At 73.0% G+C, this 17835-nt stretch carries 16 protein-coding genes; 10 read left to right on the forward strand and 6 right to left on the reverse strand.

Going from position 1 to position 17835, the window contains the following annotated elements; all coding sequences use genetic code 11:
• Positions 1-8: 8 nt before the first annotated feature.
• Positions 9-221, reverse strand: a complete 213-nt coding sequence (locus tag AB0P03_RS27660; protein ID WP_063351004.1) for a hypothetical protein — start codon at positions 219-221, stop codon at positions 9-11.
• Positions 222-541: 320 nt separating this feature from the next.
• On the opposite strand from AB0P03_RS27660, the gene AB0P03_RS27665 reads away from it, so the two are divergent.
• A complete protein-coding gene (locus AB0P03_RS27665) occupies positions 542-1975 on the forward strand; it encodes a S41 family peptidase (RefSeq protein WP_363631446.1) in 1434 nt (477 codons plus the stop codon).
• 43 nt (positions 1976-2018) lie between these two features.
• Here the strand turns inward: AB0P03_RS27665 and AB0P03_RS27670 are convergent, their stop codons facing one another.
• A complete protein-coding gene (locus tag AB0P03_RS27670; protein ID WP_363631447.1) occupies positions 2019-3626 on the reverse strand; it encodes an ABC-F family ATP-binding cassette domain-containing protein in 1608 nt (535 codons plus the stop codon).
• A 528-nt stretch (positions 3627-4154) separates the two neighbouring features.
• On the opposite strand from AB0P03_RS27670, the gene AB0P03_RS27675 reads away from it, so the two are divergent.
• The 4 genes from AB0P03_RS27675 (at position 4155) to AB0P03_RS27690 (ending at position 8699) form a co-directional block, all read left to right on the forward strand.
• Entirely contained in the window at positions 4155-5387 is a 1233-nt protein-coding gene (locus AB0P03_RS27675) for a hypothetical protein (RefSeq protein WP_363631449.1), read from the forward strand.
• Between the two features lie 104 nt (positions 5388-5491).
• Positions 5492-7129, forward strand: coding sequence for an ABC-F family ATP-binding cassette domain-containing protein (locus AB0P03_RS27680; protein WP_063347012.1), 1638 nt, complete (start codon positions 5492-5494; stop codon positions 7127-7129).
• A gap of 134 nt (positions 7130-7263) precedes the next feature.
• Positions 7264-7938 carry a nitroreductase family protein gene (locus tag AB0P03_RS27685; protein WP_363631451.1) on the forward strand — a complete coding sequence of 225 codons (675 nt, stop codon included), beginning with the start codon at positions 7264-7266 and terminating at the stop codon, positions 7936-7938.
• 140 nt (positions 7939-8078) lie between these two features.
• A complete protein-coding gene (locus tag AB0P03_RS27690; RefSeq protein ID WP_363585693.1) occupies positions 8079-8699 on the forward strand; it encodes a GNAT family N-acetyltransferase in 621 nt (206 codons plus the stop codon).
• 100 nt (positions 8700-8799) lie between these two features.
• On the opposite strand, the gene AB0P03_RS27695 is transcribed toward AB0P03_RS27690, so the two are convergent.
• Positions 8800-9753, reverse strand: coding sequence for an aldo/keto reductase (locus AB0P03_RS27695; RefSeq protein WP_363585694.1), 954 nt, complete (start codon positions 9751-9753; stop codon positions 8800-8802).
• 496 nt (positions 9754-10249) lie between these two features.
• On the opposite strand from AB0P03_RS27695, the gene AB0P03_RS27700 reads away from it, so the two are divergent.
• On the forward strand, positions 10250-10846 hold the full coding sequence (locus AB0P03_RS27700) for a choice-of-anchor C family protein (protein ID WP_363631452.1): 597 nt from the start codon (positions 10250-10252) through the stop codon (positions 10844-10846).
• A gap of 612 nt (positions 10847-11458) precedes the next feature.
• Positions 11459-12976 carry a carbohydrate binding domain-containing protein gene (locus AB0P03_RS27705; protein ID WP_363631454.1) on the forward strand — a complete coding sequence of 506 codons (1518 nt, stop codon included), beginning with the start codon at positions 11459-11461 and terminating at the stop codon, positions 12974-12976.
• A gap of 102 nt (positions 12977-13078) precedes the next feature.
• Here AB0P03_RS27705 and AB0P03_RS27710 read toward each other — a convergent pair whose 3' ends face one another.
• Both AB0P03_RS27710 and AB0P03_RS27715 read right to left on the reverse strand, forming a co-directional pair.
• A complete protein-coding gene (locus tag AB0P03_RS27710) occupies positions 13079-13585 on the reverse strand; it encodes a hypothetical protein (RefSeq protein WP_363631455.1) in 507 nt (168 codons plus the stop codon).
• Between the two features lie 114 nt (positions 13586-13699).
• A complete protein-coding gene (locus tag AB0P03_RS27715) occupies positions 13700-14443 on the reverse strand; it encodes an SDR family oxidoreductase (protein WP_363585698.1) in 744 nt (247 codons plus the stop codon).
• A gap of 98 nt (positions 14444-14541) precedes the next feature.
• On the opposite strand from AB0P03_RS27715, the gene AB0P03_RS27720 reads away from it, so the two are divergent.
• Complete coding sequence (locus AB0P03_RS27720) at positions 14542-15123, forward strand: TetR/AcrR family transcriptional regulator (RefSeq protein ID WP_363585699.1); 582 nt, start codon at positions 14542-14544, stop codon at positions 15121-15123.
• Positions 15124-15239: 116 nt separating this feature from the next.
• Positions 15240-15788: a hypothetical protein gene (locus AB0P03_RS27725; RefSeq protein ID WP_363585700.1), complete on the forward strand. Its 549-nt coding sequence runs from the start codon at positions 15240-15242 to the stop codon at positions 15786-15788.
• Positions 15789-15882: 94 nt separating this feature from the next.
• Here the strand turns inward: AB0P03_RS27725 and AB0P03_RS27730 are convergent, their stop codons facing one another.
• Positions 15883-16476, reverse strand: a complete 594-nt coding sequence (locus tag AB0P03_RS27730; protein ID WP_363631457.1) for a TetR/AcrR family transcriptional regulator — start codon at positions 16474-16476, stop codon at positions 15883-15885.
• Between the two features lie 164 nt (positions 16477-16640).
• On the opposite strand from AB0P03_RS27730, the gene AB0P03_RS27735 reads away from it, so the two are divergent.
• On the forward strand, positions 16641-17660 hold the full coding sequence (locus tag AB0P03_RS27735) for a hypothetical protein (RefSeq protein WP_363631459.1): 1020 nt from the start codon (positions 16641-16643) through the stop codon (positions 17658-17660).
• The last annotated feature ends 175 nt before the right edge of the window (positions 17661-17835 follow it).

Here is a 17835-nt window from a genome sequence, read left to right on the forward strand (position 1 = left end):
CGCGCCGTTCACGCCGCCGGCGCGTCCTCCGGGAACGCGGCGTCGAACTCCGCCCGGTGCGACTTCCAGAACGCCACCGCGTGGTCCACGAACACCCGCCGCTGCTGCTCCCGCACGCTCAGGTCGTGGATGTACGCCTTGATGCTCTTGCCGTCCGCGGCGGCGGCCTCGCGGATCGCGGCGAGCTCGTGCTCCGTGTACTCGATGTTGAGCGCAGGCATGGCGCCGATGGTACTGGAGCGCACCGGAGTTGGGACCACCGACGGAGGATTTTCACCCACCGTCAAAAGGGTTTGCTGTCGATACCCCCACGGAGTGGTTTCGGCGGAGCCGCGGGTAGCCCCGAAGTCGGGCGGGGGTCGGGCGCGCGGGATGACGCCGGGGCGGTGGGGGCCGCCGTAGCGTCGGGGGCAAGGCGGCGGAGCGGTTCCGCGGGGGAGGCCGGGCGGTTCGGCGGAGGCCGGAGATGACGCGCAGGGCAGTGGGCAGGGCCACAGCGAGCAGGACGACGCCGAGCCGGGCGACGGCGAGCGGGGCGGCAGTGGGCAGAGCAGCGGTCGGCAGGGCGGTGGCGGCCACGGCGGTGGCGCTCGCGACGACGGTCACGGTGGCGGCGCCGGGGGTGGCCGCGACGCGGGCCGACGGCCAGGACAGGCGGGGCGGGTCCCTCCAGGGGGTCTGGCAGATGGACGGGTACGGCCTGGTGGCCGTGGTCTCCGGGAGCAGCCTGGCCACCTACGACGTGACGACGCACAGCTGCGTGCCGGGGTGGGTCACCGGGACGCAGGACGGCGCCCCCGGCCGGGACGGCACCGTCCGGTACGTCCTGGGCGACAACGCCCTCACCCTCACCCCGCAGCCGGGCGGGCGCCGGGCGATCGACGTCGAGGAGGGCGGGACGGGCACCAAGACGCTGCGCCGCCTGGACGCGCTGCCGGCGCTGTGCACCCGGCCCTCCCCCAACGACCCGCTCGCGGTCTTCGACCGGTTCTGGGAGACCTTCGAGGAGAACTACCCCTTCTTCGCCGCCAAGGGGATCGACTGGCACGCGGCCCGCGACGAGCAGCGCGCGAAGATCACTCCGGCGACCACCACCGACCAGCTCCAGCAGATCTTCATCGACCTGCTGACCCCGCTCAAGGACGCGCACACCAGTCTGGCCCGGGTGACCGGCACCGGCCCGACCGGCGTCTACTCCGGCCGGCGCGACGGCTCGCTGAAGTCGACGCCCGCCCTGCGGGACGCGGCCCGCAAGGCCGTCGACGCACAACTGACCGGCCCCGAACAGGAGTTCGCCGTCAACGCGCAGGGGGTGAGTCGGCTGGGCGTGGGCCGGCTCCCGGACGGCGTCGGCTACCTGCGGGTGAGCGGCTTCGACGGTTACGCGACCGGCGGATTCGCCGCCCAGGCCAAGGAGCTCGACCGGGCCCTGGACGCCCTGCTCGCCGACCCCGACCGGCTCAACGGCCTGGTGATCGACGTCCGGCTGAACGGCGGCGGCTCGGACGCGCTCGGGCAGCAGATCGCCGCCCGGCTCACCGACCGCCCGTACGTCGCCTACCGCAAGGTGGCCCGCGACGACCCGGCCGACCCCACGAAGTTCACCCGGCCGCAGCCGGTCGTGGTGCGGCCCGCGCGCACCGAGCACTTCACCGGCCCCGTCGCCCTGCTCACCTCCTCGCTGTCGATCAGCGCCGCCGAGACCTTCACCCAGACCCTGATGGGCCGCTCCCCGCACGTCGTCCGGATCGGCGAGAACACCCAGGGCGTCTTCTCCGACGTGCTGATCAAGACCCTCTCGCCGGACTTCATGGTGGTGCTGCCGAACGAGAAGTACCTCACGCCCGACGGCAGCACCTTCGACGGCCCCGGCATCCCGCCGGACGTCCGCACACCGGTGTTCACCGATGAGGAGTTGGCCGGGCTCAAGGACTCCGCCCTGAGCACGGCCCGCCGCGTCCTCGGCGAGCAGTAGCGGCCGCGTCGCGGGCGGGGCCGCCCGCGCCGTACCGGTCCCCCTACATCGGATCCACCCCCCGCAGTTCGCCGTCCAGCTCCAGCCACCGGGTGAGGCCCAGGCCGCGCAGGAACGGCACGTCGTGGCTGGCCACGATCAGCGCGCCCTGGTAGGCGGCGAGCGCCTGGGTGAGCTGGCGGACGCTGGCGAGGTCCAGATTGTTGGTCGGCTCGTCGAGCAGCAGCAACTGCGGCGGCGGGTCGGCCAGCAGCAGCGCGGCCAGGGTGGCCCGGAACCGCTCGCCGCCGGAGAGGGTGGCGGCGGGCTGGTCGGCCCGGCCGCCGCGGAACAGGAAGCGGGCCAGCCGGGCACGGATCGCGTTGTCCCCGGCGGCGGGGGCGAACAGCTTGACGTTCTCCGCCACGGTCAGCTTGTCGTCCAGCAGGTCGAGCCGCTGCGGCAGGTGGCGCAACGGCACCGGCGTGCTGACCTCGCCCTCCAGCGGGGCGAGTTCGCCCGCGATGGTGCGCAGCAGGGTGGTCTTGCCGGAGCCGTTGCGGCCGACCAGGGCGATCCGCTCGGGGCCGCGCAGGTCGAGGTCGGCGGTGGTGCCGTAGGGCAGCCGGACCTTCTGCAGGGTGAGCACGGTGCGCCCGACCGGGACGGCCGTGCGCGGCAGGTCGATCCGGATCTCGGCGTCGTCGCGCACCGCCTCCTCGGCGGCGGTGAGCCGCTGCCGGGCCTCCCCCAGCCGCTCGGTGTGAATGCCCTGGAGCCGCCCGGCCGTCTCCTGGCCCTGGCGTTTGAGCTTGCCCGCGAAGATGTGCGGGTCGTTGCGGGTGACCGAGCGCTTCTTGCCGTAGCTGGCGCTGCGGTCCAGCCGGGTGCGGGCCTCGGTCAAGTCCCGTTTCTGGCGCTCGACGTCGGCCTCGGCGTTGCGCAGCAGCCGCTCGGCGGTCTCCTGCTGGGCGGCGAGGGTGCGCTCGTACTCGGCGAAGTTGCCGCCGTACCAGGTGACCGCGCCGTCCCGCAGGTCGGCGATCTGGTCGACGTGCTGGAGCAGTTCGCGGTCGTGGCTGACGATCAGCATGACGCCGTGCCAGCCTGCGACCGTCTCGTAGAGCCGCTCCCGGGCCGTCCGGTCCAGGTTGTTGGTGGGCTCGTCGAGCAGCAGGACGTCGGGGCGGCGCAGCAGCAGGGCGGCGAGGCGCAGCAGGACGGCCTCGCCGCCGGAGAGCTCCCCGGTGGTGCGGTCGAGGCCGAGGCGGTGCAGGCCGAGCCGGTCGAGGGTGGCGCGGGCGCGCTCCTCGACGTCCCAGTCGTCGCCGACGGCGTCGAAGTGGCGCTGGTCGGAGTCCCCGGACTCGATGGCGTGCAGGGCCTCACGGGTGGCCCGGATGCCGAGCGCCTCGTCCACCCGCACGGTGGTGTCCAGCGTCAACCCCTGGGGCAGGTAACCGAGTTCGCCGTCGACCCGGACGGTGCCGCCGGTCGGGGTCAGCTCGCCGGCGATCAGCCGCAGCAGGGTGGACTTGCCGGCGCCGTTGAGCCCGATCAGGCCGGTGCGGCCGGGGCCGACGGCGAGGTGGAAGCCGTCCAGGACGGGCTTGCCGTCGGGCCACTCGAAGGTGAGATCGGTGCAGAGGACGGCGGTGGTGGGTTGTGCCATGGAGGGCCTCCCGGGTGGTTGCCGAAGGGAACGATGAGCAACACGGGGAGACACCGCGGGTGCGGGCCGGTACGGCCGGGGGAGGGCGGGGCGGATCCGGATCAGCCGGATCGGGCTCGCCACGGGGCCGTGACTGAGGTCGCACACTCGCACACCGCGCGGCGAAGGGCCTGCGCGGCGGGGGCGGTGTCTCGGGACCTCAGTAGAGCAACGGCCTTCTCCTTGTCTGGCGGGTGACTCCGTCCACGCTACGCACGGCGCCGGACCCGGGCAACCGAATTTCGGCGCACCGGGAAGCACCCCTGGACACGCGTCGGGAAGCGGCTCGCCCGACCGGATTCCGGGCGCCCGGAGGAGGGCGGGTGCCGGTCCGGTGCCGATCCGGTGACGGCCCCGCCCCAGTCCGGGGGTGTGCGTAAGGGGCCTTTATCCGCATGGCAGACTCCTCCCCTGCCACGCCTGCGGCTCCCCGGAGCCGTACCCGAGGAAGGGGTCGCGTGGCGGTTATTCACAGGGGGATCTGAACTCATGTCACCGATGTACCGGCCGAACCGTGCCGTCCTGGGCGCCTCCGTCGCCGCGCTGACCGTGCTGGCCGCGACCGCGTGCGGCCCGGACAACAGCGACCCGGTCACGGCCCGGACCACGGCTCCGACGGTCGCGGCCGGCGCCACCGGCAAGCCGGGCGCGGCGCCGATCAAGCTGCCGACCGCCGAAGAGCTGAAGACCTGGAAGTTCGAGGACTGGGACAAGTGGGCCCAGCAGAACGTGATCACTCCGGCGGTCAAGGGCTACTGGACCCTGCAGCGGATCCTGAACGCCAAGCCCAAGCCGATGCCGCAGCCGCAGCCCGACCCGACGCAGCCGCCCGCCCAGCCGACCGGCGCGGCCCCGGCGCAGCCGACCTCGAAGCCGGCCGCCCCGGCCCCGGCGCAGCCCACCACCGCCCAGCCCCCGAGCACCGGCGACGCACTGCCCACCGTCATCGAGGCCAAGCCGACCCAGCACCCGTTCGCGAAGAACCTGCACGTCAACGGCAAGCTCTTCTTCAAGGACGGGAACGAGGACTACGTGTGCTCCGGCACCGTCGTCTCCGACCCGGCCAACCCCGGCAAGAGCAACCTGGTCTGGACCGCCAGCCACTGCCTGAACGGCGGCAAGGGCGGCACGTACTACACCAACATCTCCTTCGCCCCGGCCTACAACAGCAACGGCCTGCTGAGCGGCGGCAAGCAGGCCAACGAGACCGCCGCCGAGCCGTACGGCGAGTGGGGCGCGACCGCCGGCATGGTCTCGCCGCAGTGGTCGACCGAGGCCGACCCGGAGCACGGCGGCCCGTGGAGCCAGTACGACTTCGGGATCATCAAGGTCGCCAACCCGAGCGGCGACGGCAAGTCGCTGGAGGAGACCGTCGGCGGCTCCGTGCCGATCTGGTTCAACGCCCCGCGTGAGCAGCTCAGCAGCGTCAGCGCCTACGGCTACCCGGCCGGCAAGCCGTTCGACGGCGTCGAGCTGGACCACTGCGACAGCGGGAAGCCGGTGAAGAAGACCGGCGACCCGAGCCGCCCGGCGATGCTGATGATCGGCTGCAACATGACCGGCGGCAGCAGCGGCGGCGGCTGGGTCGCCGCCAAGGACGGCAAGCCGGCCCTGGTCAGCGACACCTCGATCGGCAACGGCGCCAGCACCTGGGAGGCCGGCCCGTACCTGGACGACGTGGCGGCCCGGATGTTCGACTACTTCTCGAAGAAGTCCAAGTGACCTCCTGACCGGCCCGCGTGGCCGGTCCCCGGGGTCGCGGCAGCCGCGCCGCGGCCCCGGGCTTTTCCGCCACCCGGCCCGCTCCTCCTACAATCGGGCTCATCATGAGCGCCACACTCGTAGTCAAGGACCTCGCCGCCGGTCACGGCGAACGCACCCTCTTCTCCGGCCTGGACCTGGTCGTCGCCCCCGGTGACGTGATCGGCCTGGTCGGCGTGAACGGCGCCGGCAAGTCGACGCTGCTGCGGCTGCTGGCCGGGCTGGACACCCCCGAGGGCGGTTCGCTGCGGCTCAGCCCGGCGACCGCCAACATCGGCCACCTGCCACAGGAGCCGGAGCGGCGCGAGGGCGAGTCGGTGCGCGACTTCCTGGCCCGTCGCACCGGCGTGGCGGCCGCGCAGACCGCGCTGGACGAGGCCACCGAGGGCCTGGTCGAGGGCCGCCCGGGCGCCGACGACGCGTACGCGGCGAGCCTGGACCGCTGGCTGGAGCTGGGCGGCGCCGACCTGGAGGAGCGCGCCGAGGAGGTCGCCGACTCGCTCGGCCTGAAGGTCTCGCTCGACCTGCCGATGACGGCGCTGTCCGGCGGCCAGGCCGCCCGGGCCGGCCTCGCCTCGCTGCTGCTCTCCCGCTACGACGTCTTCCTGCTGGACGAGCCCACCAACGACCTCGACCTCGACGGCCTGGAGCGGCTGGAGGCCTTCGTCAAGGGCCTGCGCGCGGGCACCGTGCTGATCAGCCACGACCGCGAGTTCCTGGCCCGCACCGTCACCAAGGTGCTGGAGCTGGACCTGCACCAGCAGCAGGTCAACCTGTACGGCGGCGGCTACGAGGCGTACCTGGAGGAGCGCGCGGTGGCCCGCCGGCACGCCCGCGAGGAGTACGACGAGTACGCCGACACCAAGGCCGGGCTGGAGGCCCGGGCCCGGATGCAGCGCGGCTGGATGGAGCACGGCGTGCGCAACGCCCGCCGCAAGTCCTCCGACAACGACAAGATCGGAAAGGCGCAGCGCGCCGAGTCCACCGAGAAGCAGGCCTCCAAGGCCCGGCAGACCCAGCGGATGATCGAGCGGCTGGACGTGGTCGAGGAGCCGCGCAAGGAGTGGGAGCTGCGGATGGAGATCGCCACCGCCCCGCGCTCCGGCTCGGTGGTCGCCACCCTGCGCGCGGCCGTCGCCCGCCGCGGCGACTTCGCCTTCGGCCCGGTGGACCTCCAGATCGACTGGGCGGACCGGGTCGCCATCACCGGCGCCAACGGCGCGGGCAAGTCGACGCTGCTGGCCGCCCTGCTCGGCCGGCTCGAACTCGACGGCGGCAGCGCCTCGTTGGGCTCCGGCGTGGTGGTCGGCGAGGTGGACCAGGCGCGCGGGCTGTTCCTCGGCGGCGAGCCGCTGGCGGACGCCTTCGCCGCCGCCGTCCCGGAGTTCACGCCGGAGGAGGTGCGCACCCTGCTGGCCAAGTTCGGCCTCAAGGCGGTGCACGTGAAGCGCCCGGCCGGCACCCTCTCCCCCGGCGAGCGCACCAGGGCCGCGCTGGCGCTGCTCCAGGCGCGCGGGGTCAACCTGCTGGTGCTGGACGAGCCCACCAACCACCTGGACCTGCCCGCGATCGAGCAGCTGGAGGCGGCGCTCGGCTCGTACACCGGGACCCTGCTGCTGGTCACCCACGACCGACGGATGCTGGACACCGTCACGGTGAACCGGCGGATCGAGGTCCGGGACGGGCGGGTGCACGAGCTGTAGTCCCGCCCGGCCGGGCGGCCCCGCCGGGCGGCCCTGCCGGATGAACCTGCCGGATGGACCCGCCGGATGGACCTGATCTGCGGATTGGTCTCGACCTCTTCCCGGCGCGGCCGTCATGTGCTGTGCTGTCGACCATGGTTGACAGTGCAGTGGCAGGGACGCCCTATCCGACCGTCCCCCTCACCCCGATGACGGTGCCGGCCCACGAGGCCGAGGCCCGCAGCAAGTCCTTCCACGACGTGATGGCGCAGCGCCGGACCGTCCGCGACTACGCGACCCACCCGATCCCGGACGGGGTCGTCGAGTGGGCGATCCGGACCGCCAACACCGCGCCCAGCGGTGCGCACATCCAGCCCTGGCGGTTCGTGGTGATCACCGACCCGGAGCGCAAGCGGCGGCTGCGCGAGGCCGCCGAGGCCGAGGAGCGCGAGTTCTACGCGCACCGGGCGTCGGAGGAGTGGCTGGCCGCGCTGGCGCCGATCGGCACCGACTGGCGCAAGCCGTTCCTGGAGGACGCGCCGGCGGTGATCGTGGTGTTCGAGGTGCACAAGGGGCCCGATTCGCCGCGGCCTTACTACACCAAGGAGTCGGTGGGGATCGCGGTCGGACTGCTGCTGGCCTCGCTGCACCAGGCCGGGCTGGCGACGCTGACCCACACGCCGAGCCCGATGAAGTTCCTCAACGAGGTCTGCGAGCGTCCGCTGGAGGAGCGCGCCGCGTACGTCATCCCGGTCGGCTACCCGGCCGAGGGGGCGCGGGTACCGGATCTGCGGCGCAAGGAGCTGGACGAGGTGCTGATCCGGCTCTGACCGCCGGGCGTGTGCGCGCCCCGGTGCGCCGGGAGTGCGGCCGGGCGCGCCGGGGTGTGGCGGGGACCGGTGAGAGGCCTGGTGGGAGGCCGTCTGGAATTCATTGGTGACAGGTCCCGGCCAAGGACATAATCGCGGCCATGAGCCACCCGCAGTCACGGTCCTGCAAGTACCCGCCCGCCCCGCTCCACGTGCCCGCTCCCGCCGCCGTCACCGCCGGGCGGCCGCCCGAGGAACTGCGGCTGCCCGGCGGGATCTCGCTGCTGCGCCGCCGCAGCACGCACGCGGTGGCGCTCAACAAGGCCGTCCGCGCCAACCTGGACCACCTGCGGCCCTGGATGGAGTGGGCGGCCGAGCCCCCCACCCGGGCGCAGACCGCCGAGCTGGCCCGGGCCGGCTCCCTCGCCTGGGAGGCCGGCACCGACTTCATGTACCTGGTCGGCCTGGACGCCGAACCCGGCGGCGTGGTCGGCGCCCTCGGCCTGCACGGCCGGATCGGCCCCGGCGCACTGGAGATCGGCTACTGGGTCGCCGCCCGGCACGCCGGCCGCGGCATCGCCACCACCACGGCCGGGGCGCTGACCGAGGCCGCCCTGGCGCTGCCCGGCATCGCGCGGGTGGAGATCCACTGCGACGAGGCGAACGGCGCCAGCGCGGCCGTCCCGCGCAAGCTCGGCTACCGGCTCGACCGGGTCGCCGAGGCCGCCGTCCGGGCTCCCGCCGAGACCGGGCGGCAGCTGATCTGGGTCCGGGAGGCCTGACGGCGTTCCGAGGCGGGGCCGGCCACCCGGACGGCCCATGCCGCTCGGTACCGCTCGCCGCTCAACACCGCTCGCCGTTCAGTACCGCTCGCCGCTCAGCTCAGTACCGCTCGCCGGTCGGAGTCGGCAGCGCGTCCAGGTCGGCCAGGTCCGCAGCCGAGAGCACGACCTCGGCCGCGCCCGCGTTGTCCACCAGGTAGCGCGGCGTCTTGGTACCCGGGATCGGGAAGACGTACCGGCCCTGCGCCAGCACCCAGGCCAGCGCGACCTGCGCGGGCGTCGCGCCGATCCGCTCGGCGACCTCCTTGACCCTGCCGACCAGTGCCAGGTTCTCCTTCAGCGCGTCCTGCTGGAAGCGCGGCAGCCGGCGGCGGAAGTCGTCGGCGGGCAGTTCGTCGAAGGAGGCGATGCTGCCGGTCAGGAAGCCCCGGCCGAGCGGCGAGAACGGCAGGAAGGCGATGCCCTGCTCCTCGGTGTACGGCAGCACCTCGGCCAGCACGTCCCGGGTCCAGAGCGAGAGCTCGGACTGCACGGACGCCACCGGGTGCACCGACTGGGCCCGCTTGATCTCCTCGACGGTCACCTCGGAGAGCCCGATCCGGCGGGCCTTGCCGGCCGCGACGGTCTCGGCGAGGGCGCCCCAGGTCTCCTCGATCGGGACGGCCGGGTCGACCCGGTGCAGCTGGTAGAGGTCGACGTGGTCGGTGCCGAGGCGGCGCAGGCTGTCGTCGATCGAGCGGCGCACGTGCTCGGGGCTGCCGTCGCGGGCCGACTGGCCGGACCCGCCCGGGACGATGCCGACCTTGGTGGCGAGGAAGGCGCGTTCCCGGTACGGGCCGGCCAGCGCGGCGCCGACCACCTCCTCGTTGGTGTAGGGGCCGTACATGTCGGCGGTGTCGATCAGGGTGACACCGAGGTCCAGCGCCTGCCGGATCACCCGGACGGAGTTCTCGTCGTCCCGGTTCTGCACGTCGTAGGCCCAGGTCATCCCCATGCAGCCGAGGCCGATGACGCCGGTCTCCGGGCCGTTGGTACCGAACGTGGCGTTGCGCATGACGGTGCTCCGATCGTGGTGGTGTGCTTGGCCGCTCGCGGGGTGCTGCGGTGGATCAACGCGTCCAGCTTTCACCTTGGAGTGCACTCAAGGTCAAGCCCGTCCGGACGCGCCTCGGATCCGCCTCGGATCCACTTCCGATCCGCCGACCGCCAGAGGGGCCGTTGATCATATGAGCGGCCCTCGGCTCACCCGGGGGTGCGATGCGCCCGAGGCGCAGGCGGAGCGCGTGCGACGGACTTCACCACCATGCGAGCGGACACGACCATCCGAACCGTGCGTTCGCACCACGGCCCGCCGCCGGGCGGGCGCAGGCCGGCCGCCCGGCCGACACCAGGTGATCACCCGTCAAACCGGCGCGCGGGAGCCCGTCGGCGGAACCTCCGCACCACCGGGCGCCATCCGCCCGGTCTTGGCAGGGCTCACGGCGACGGCGGACCCTCTGGGCACAGCCGATCATCGGCTCATCCAGTCGTATCCCGTTGGGGAGGAACCCATGACGTTCTCGCGCACCCGCCTCGCCGCCGTCGCCGTGATCGTGGCCGCCGCCACCGCCGTGACCGTCCCGGCGCAGGCCGCCGGCGGCCACCGCGCCCTCAGCCGCTTCGACGACGGCAGCTTCGAGTCGCCCAAGGCCCCGGCGAACAGCTTCGCCGAGTTCAGCGCCGGACAGACCATCGGCCCGTGGACGGTCACCACCGGCAGCGTCGACCTGATCGGCGCCGGGTTCTGGCAGGCCGCCGAGGGCGACCAGTCGGTGGACCTCAACGGCGCCACCACCGGCGCCGTCGCCCAGTCCTTCACCACCGTCCCGGGCGCCACCTACTCCGTGACGTACGCGCTGGCCGGCAACACGTCGGCCGCACCGACCGTGAAGACCGGCCGGGCGCTCGTCGACGGCCAGGACTTCCAGGACTTCTCCTTCGACATCACCGGCAAGACGCCGACCAACATGGGTTACGTGGGGCGCCAGTTCAGCTTCGTCGCGCGGAACGCCTCCACCACGCTGACCTTCGCCAGCACCAACGCGGGCTCGGCCGGCCCGGTCGTGGACGACGTCCAGGTCAAGGAGTGCAAGCCGTGCTGCGGGTGATCCACTGAACCGCCCGCCCGCCCGCCGGTTCGAGACCAGCGGGCGGGCCTTCTCCTCCTTGCCGACCGTTGTTTCCCCCTCGCTTAAAGTGCTTCACCCCGCACGACGAGCCCTGACAGGGTCAGTTACCGGAAGAGCTACGCCGAAGCCGAATGGGACGCTCAGGGTTCGCTGACCCGGACCATCGGCGCGGGCGCCATCACGGCAAGTGCCATCAGCGGCAAGTGCCATCAGCGGCAACGGAATCGTGGGCGGGACGGCGTTCGTCGGGTCGACTCCGCGGCCCGGCCTTCACCGCCGTCGCTTTCGCGGCCGCCTCCTGCCGGGAGCCGAAAATCCTCCTGCCAGGGCGCCGGAGGTCGACAGGGGTGCCGTCCGAGGGCGCGAAGCGGTGTTCCAGGAGCGGGATCCCGGAGCCTTAAACCGTTCCTAAAACCTTCCCACAGCGGGCTTCCGATGCCCCGGAAGTGCTTGACGTGCACAGCTGGTCTAGTCCAGTTTGATGCTCAGCACCGCGCTCCTCCCCCGCACCGGACCAGCCCCCATGCTGCCGCCCGCCCCGCGTATCCCCCTTCGCGGCGCGGGCGGCCCCACGTCCCGAGAGGCACCCCCATGCCCAGCGCGCCCCAGCCCGCCCCCACGCACCGCCGCACCGCCGGTCGCACCAAGCTGCTGAGCCTCGCCGCCGCCACCGCGCTCGCCGCCGGCGGCCTCGCCACGCTCGCCGGGAACGCCGGCGCCGCCGACGGCAACCTGCTGGCCAACCCCGGCCTGGAGAGCGGCACGCTCAGCCCGTGGAGCTGTTCCGGCGGGACCGGCAGCGTCGTCAACTCCGGTGCGCACAGCGGCAGCTACGCACTGAAGGGGGCGGTCGGCGCGAGCGACACCGCACAGTGCGGCCAGACCGTCACCGTCCAGCCCAACACCACGTACAACCTCAGCGCCTGGGTGCAGGGCCAGTACGTCTACCTGGGTGCCACCGGCAGCGGCGTCACCGACCCGGCCATCTGGACGCCGGGCGGCGCCAACTGGCAGCAGCTGTCCACCAGTTTCACCACCGGCCCGGCCACCACCAGCGTCACCGTCTACCTGCACGGCTGGTACGGGCAGGGCGCCTACCTCGCCGACGACATCACGCTCACCGGCCCCGGCGGCGGCAACCCCACCACCCCGCCGCCCACTTCGGGCACCCCGACCGGCGGCCCCACCGGCACGCCCACCGGCGGCCCGAGCACCCCGCCGCCGAACGTCGCCGTCCCCGTCGCGCCCTACATCGACATGGGCGCCTGGCCCACCCCGTCCATGCCCGACATGGCCAAGTCCGGCAACCTCAAGGCCTACACCATGGGCTTCGTCACCGGCGTCGGCTGCAAGGCCAGCTGGTTCAACGCCTACGACCCGCGCACCGGCTGGGCCAAGGACCAGATCGACGCGCTGCGCGCGTCCGGCGGCGACGTCAAGCTCTCCTTCGGCGGCGCCAGCGGCACCGAACTCGCCGCCGCCTGCACCACCGTGGACTCGCTGTTCGCCGAGTACGACGCCGTGGTCAACGCCTACAACCTGCGCTACGTCGACTTCGACATCGAGGGCGCGGCCATCGCCGACACCGCCTCCAACGACCGCCGCTCCGCCGCGCTCGCCAAGCTCCAGCAGGCCCACCCCGGCCTCAAGGTCTCCTTCACCCTGCCCGTCCTGCCCGAGGGCCTGACCACCGAAGGCGTCGCCATCGTCAAGTCCGCCCGCGACGCCGGGGTCGCCGTCGACCTGGTGAACATCATGGCGATGGACTACTACCGGACCGGCACCGACTACGGCAACGCCGCCGTGCAGGCCGCCCAGGCCCTGTTCGGCCAGCTCAAGGCGCTCTACCCGGCGAAGACCGACGCCCAGCTGTGGGCCATGGTCGGCGTCACCCCGATGATCGGCGAGAACGACGACCACCAGATCTACAACCAGGCCGCCGCCCAGCAGTTGGTGACCTTCGCCCGGCAGAACCACCTCGGCCTGCTGGCCTTCTGGGACGCCACCCGCGACGCCAACGCCTGCACCGGCGGCTCGCTCTCCAAGTGCACCAACATCGCGCAGCAGCCGTACGAGTTCGCGAAGATCTTCGCCCAGTACGCGGGCTGACCGCACCTCACGGGCCGACCCCCGCCTCGGCAGGGGTCGGCCTGGTGCCAGGGGTGTTCCTCAAGGGCCGCCAGGAGGCGAAGCGGTGACGGTGGCCGCGGCTCAGGTGTCGTAGCAGCCGTCCCACGGGGCGTGGAAGCCGAGGCCGTCGGGGTAGAGCTCGGCCCAGACCCCGCCCTCGCCGTCCTCGCCCTCTTCTTCCTTGTCCTCGTCCGTCTCGTCCGTCTCGTCCGTCTCGATGACCAGCCCGAACAGCGACCCCTCGCCCCGGACGGCGAACGGCGCGATGGCGATGTCCCCGTACGCGCGGCCGGGGAGGGCGTCGAGCCAGTCGGCGAGGAGTGCGCGGGCGGCCTCGACGGCCGCCTTCTCGCCGTCCGCCGTCGTGCCGGTCGAGTGGATGCGCGAGTCGAGGTGCCGGCCGGCGTCGTCGAAGCGGTGGAGCACCGCGAACCAGCGCTTCTGCGCCTGCCAGTTCTCGACGTCGGCCCCGACCTCCGGGAAGGCCGCCGTGACGGAGGCGAGGAACTGGCCGCCCTCGCACCGGCCGATGGTGCGGGTGCGGTAGTCGGGCTCGTACCGGATGGGGATCAGGTCGGGAACGCTCATGACCGAACCGTACGGCTGAGCTGTGACAACCCCCGGCCCGGAGACGGCTCCGGGCCGGGCACTGCTGCGGGCCGGAGCCGACTACGGGCCGGGCCCGGTCGGCCGACGGTTCGTTCAGCGCCCGGTGGGCAGGTTGGCCCCTCCCGTGCAGTCGAACACCACGCCCGTCACGAAGGTGTTGGCGGCCAGCAGGTGGATCGCCTGCGCGACGTCCTCGGCCCGGCCGACGCGGCCGACCGGGGTGGTGGCGGCGAGACCGTCGAACAGCGCCGTCCGCTGCCCGGCCGGGACGCGGTCCCACCACGGGGTGTCGATGACGCCGGGCGAGACGGCGTTGATCCGCAGCGGGGCGAGTTCGACGGCCAGCGGCGGGACCATCGCCTCCAGCGCGCCGTTGATGGCGGCGAGTCCGGCGGTGCCGGGGAACGCGGCGCGGGCGGAGGCCGCGGTGATCAGCGTGACGGATCCGTCCGACCGCAGGTGCGGCAGCGCCGCCTGGAGAACGCGGACCTGCGGCCAGAACTTGGCGTCGAACCCGGTGGCGAGGTCGGCCAGGTCGAGCTGGGCGAACGGACCGCTGCCGGCCGCGCCGCTGACCGCGACGACCAGGTGGTCGACGGTGCCGGACTGGGCGAAGAAGGCCGCGACGGCCTCGGGGTCGGCCGCGTCCAGCTGGTGGCCGGTGGCCCTGCCGCCGATCCGGGCGACGGCGGCGTCCAGCCGGTCCCGGCCGCGGCCGGTGATCACGACCTCGGCGCCGTCCGCGGCGAAGGCGGTGGCCGCGGCCTCGCCGATGCCCGAGCTGCCGCCCATCACGACGACGCGCTGTCCGGTGAAGAGGTTTGACGTGGTGCTCATGGTGGCGTGTCCTTCATATTGTCGAGACCGCTAGTTCCGTCAATAATGTTATCGAGACTGATAGTCTTGTCAAGCGGGGGAAGAGGAAAGGGAACACGATGACCGAAGCCCGCCCGCACACCGGACGCCGCCGCAACGAGGCCGCCCACCAGGCGATCCTCGACGCGGCCCTGCACCTGCTCGCCGAGTCCGACGGCACCCCCGTCACCATCGACGCCATCGCCCGCAGCGCCGGCGTCGGCAAGCAGACCGTCTACCGCTGGTGGCCTTCCAAGGGCGCCGTCCTGCTCGACGCCCTCACCGACCGCGCCGACCAGGACGTCCCCGGCCCCGACACCGGCACCCTGCGCACCGACCTCCGCGCCTTCATCGCCACCACCTTCGACGGCTCCCAGCGCGACACCACCGCCCCCGCCCTGCGCACCCTCGTCCGCGAAGCCGCCCGCGACCCCCACCTCGCCGACCTCATGCAGACCTTCACCGCCACCCGCCGCACCACCCTGCGCGACCTCCTCGCCCGCGGCCGCGAACGCGGCGAACTCGCCGACGACACCGACCTCGACCTGATCGTCGACCAGGTCTACGGCGTCTTCTGGTACCGCTTCATCCTCGGCCACGCCCCCCTCGACGCCACCGTCGCCGACCGGCTCACCAACTCCCTGGTCGCCGGGAACAGTTAGGCCCCCTCCGGCGGATCCTGCCGGGCGCCCACGCCAGTTGTTCATCCGATCCGCCTTCGGTACCGTCCCGTGGGGCCCTCCCTGCGGGACGGCACCCGTCCGGGGAGGGGACATTCATGCAAGGGCGAGGCGCAGCAAGGCCGTTCACATCCCGCCCGGCGCGACGCTCGGCCGCGCTGGTCGCGGCCGCGACCGCCGCCGTCGCCCTGGCGGCCGGCTGCGCGGCCGGGGACCCGGATCCGGATCCGAGGGCGTACCCGGGCAGCCCGAAGGGGCAGACCCTCGAAAAGGTGACGAAGGCGTTCGGGCTGGACCTGCCCGCGTGCGACCTTCAGGGCGTCGGGTTCCACGGATCGGCGAAGTACCCCGGGGAGGTCCTGAACCTGAGCTTCCGGGCACCGAAGGACTGCGTGGACCGCTTCCTCGCCGACCACTCGGTGGACCTGGCCCGCCCCGTCCCCTGGAGCCCCGGGCAGGGGGCCGGGACGGGCTTCGACTCCGACACCGAGACCCGGACCTTCGGCTGGTCCTTCGACAAGAACGTGACCTACGACCTCTTCGTCGACTTCACGACCTCCACCGGAAGCCGCTTCAGCGTGCTGGCCGACCCCGGGCAGACCGAGCGGACGGTGTACCTGGAGGCCCGCCACCTCGGCGGTTCCTGAACCCGGAGGCCCGCGCCCGCCCTCGGCCCGCCCTCAGCCCGCCCTCAGCCCGACCGACGAGTCCCGCTGGGCGCCGCTCCAGGGCCGTGTCCGTTCAGACGTCCGACGGCCCGCGGCGCCGGATCAGCGGCAGGTAGACCTCGTCCACGATCTCGATCAGGACGTCGTCGGGCGCGGTCGGCACGCCCCGCACCACGAACTCGTTGCGCAGCAGCACCACCGCCACCGTGGCGACCCTGGGGTGGAGCGCCTCGGGGGCCGCTTCGCCACGGGCGACCGCGCGCCCCAGGACGGTGAGCCAGGGGGCGGCCGCGGCCTCGCCGGACTGGTCCTGGAGCTGCGCCAGGAACTCCGCCGCGCCACCGGCGGCGGCCAGGAGTTCGCGCAGGATCGCGCCGAGCGGGGAGCTCCAGTGCCGGTTCGCCTGGCGGAGCAACTCCAGGGCGTCCCCGCGTAGTTCACCGGTGTCGGGGGGCACGGCGGCGGTGGCCAGCTGCTTGTAGGCGGCGATGCCGAGGGCCAGGCGGTTGGGCCAGCGGCGGTAGAGGGCGTTCTTGTTGGTGCTGGCGCGGGCGGCGACCTTGTCCATGGTCAGCCCGGCGAATCCGGACTCGGTGAGCTCCGCCACCGCCGCCCGGAGGATCGCCTCCTCCAGCGCCGCCCCGCGCCGCCGCGTCTGCCCGGCCATGGCCCTCGTCCCGTCCGATCCAGTCCGACCCCGTCGCCGGTACCGCCGTCGATACCGCCCCCTACCCTCCCATCCTTCTTGTCCTCTCCGTCCCACACCAACTAGGGTACTGGCCGTACCGTATTTGCCTGCTCCCCGTCCCACCCCCAGGAAGGCAGGACACCGTGCGCGCCAAAGGCATCAGCTACGACACCGGATTCGTCAGGAACGGGTCGTACTCCCGCAGCCGGTTCGACCCGAAGGAGGTCGAACGCGAACTGCGCATCATCCGCGACGACCTGCACTGCAACGCGGTCCGCATCATGGGCGGCGACCCCGACCGGATCGAACTCGCCGCCGGACTCGCCGCCGACCTCGGACTGGAGGTCTGGTACTCCCCGTACCCGCTGGAACTCGCCGCCGACGAACTCCTGGCCCTGTTCGCCGACTGCGCCGAGCGCGCGGAACGGCTGCGGCGGCGCGGGGCCGAGGTGGTGTTCGTCACCGGGGCCGAACTCAGCCTGATGAACCCGGGGTTCCTGCCCGGCGACACCACGGACGAACGCATCGCCCTGCTCAGCCGACCCGAGCTAGTCCGCGAACACCTCGGACCGGTCAGCGGCCGGGTCAACGCGTTCCTCGACCAGGCCGTGACCACCGTCCGCGAACACTTCGGCGGACGCGTCACCTACGCCGCCGTACCACTGGAGCGCGTCGACTGGACGCCCTTCGACCTCATCTCCCTCGACCTCTACCGCTCCGCCGAGACCGCCGACCGGTTCGCCGACGGCGTCCACGGCCTGGCCTCGCAGGGAAAGCCCGTCGCCATCACCGAGTTCGGCTCCGCCGGCTACCGCGGCGCGGGCGACCGGGGCGCGCTCGGCCTGGACATCGTCGAGTACGACGCCGAGAGCCCCGTCCGCCTGAAGGCCGCGCACGAGCGCGACGAGGCCGGCCAGGCCGCCTACCTGCGCGAACTGCTGGAGGCCTTCGACGCCGGCGGCATCGACGCCACCTTCGTCTTCACCTTCGCCCTCTACGACCACGTGCACCGCCCCGACGCCGACCCCCGCGACGACCTCGACCTCGCCAGCTACGGCATCGTCAAGGTCTACGAGGACCGCCCCGGCACCACCTACCCCGACCTCCCCTGGGACCCCAAGGCCGCCTTCACCACCCTCGCCACCTACCACCACACCCACTGACCAGGCCCCGCCCGCGCACCGCCCGCGGGAAATTATGCAGACCGGTCTACTGATCCCCACCCTCGCGCGCTGGCCCCCCCCCCCCCCCCCCCCGCGGGGGGGGCCCCCCCCCCCCCCAAAACCCCCCCCCCCCCCCCACAAGCGAAAGAAAAAAAAAAGCAGAAGCAGAGGGGTG

It is taken from the genome of Kitasatospora sp. NPDC088779 (genome assembly GCF_040685395.1).
In the GTDB taxonomy this organism is placed as follows: domain Bacteria; phylum Actinomycetota; class Actinomycetes; order Streptomycetales; family Streptomycetaceae; genus Kitasatospora.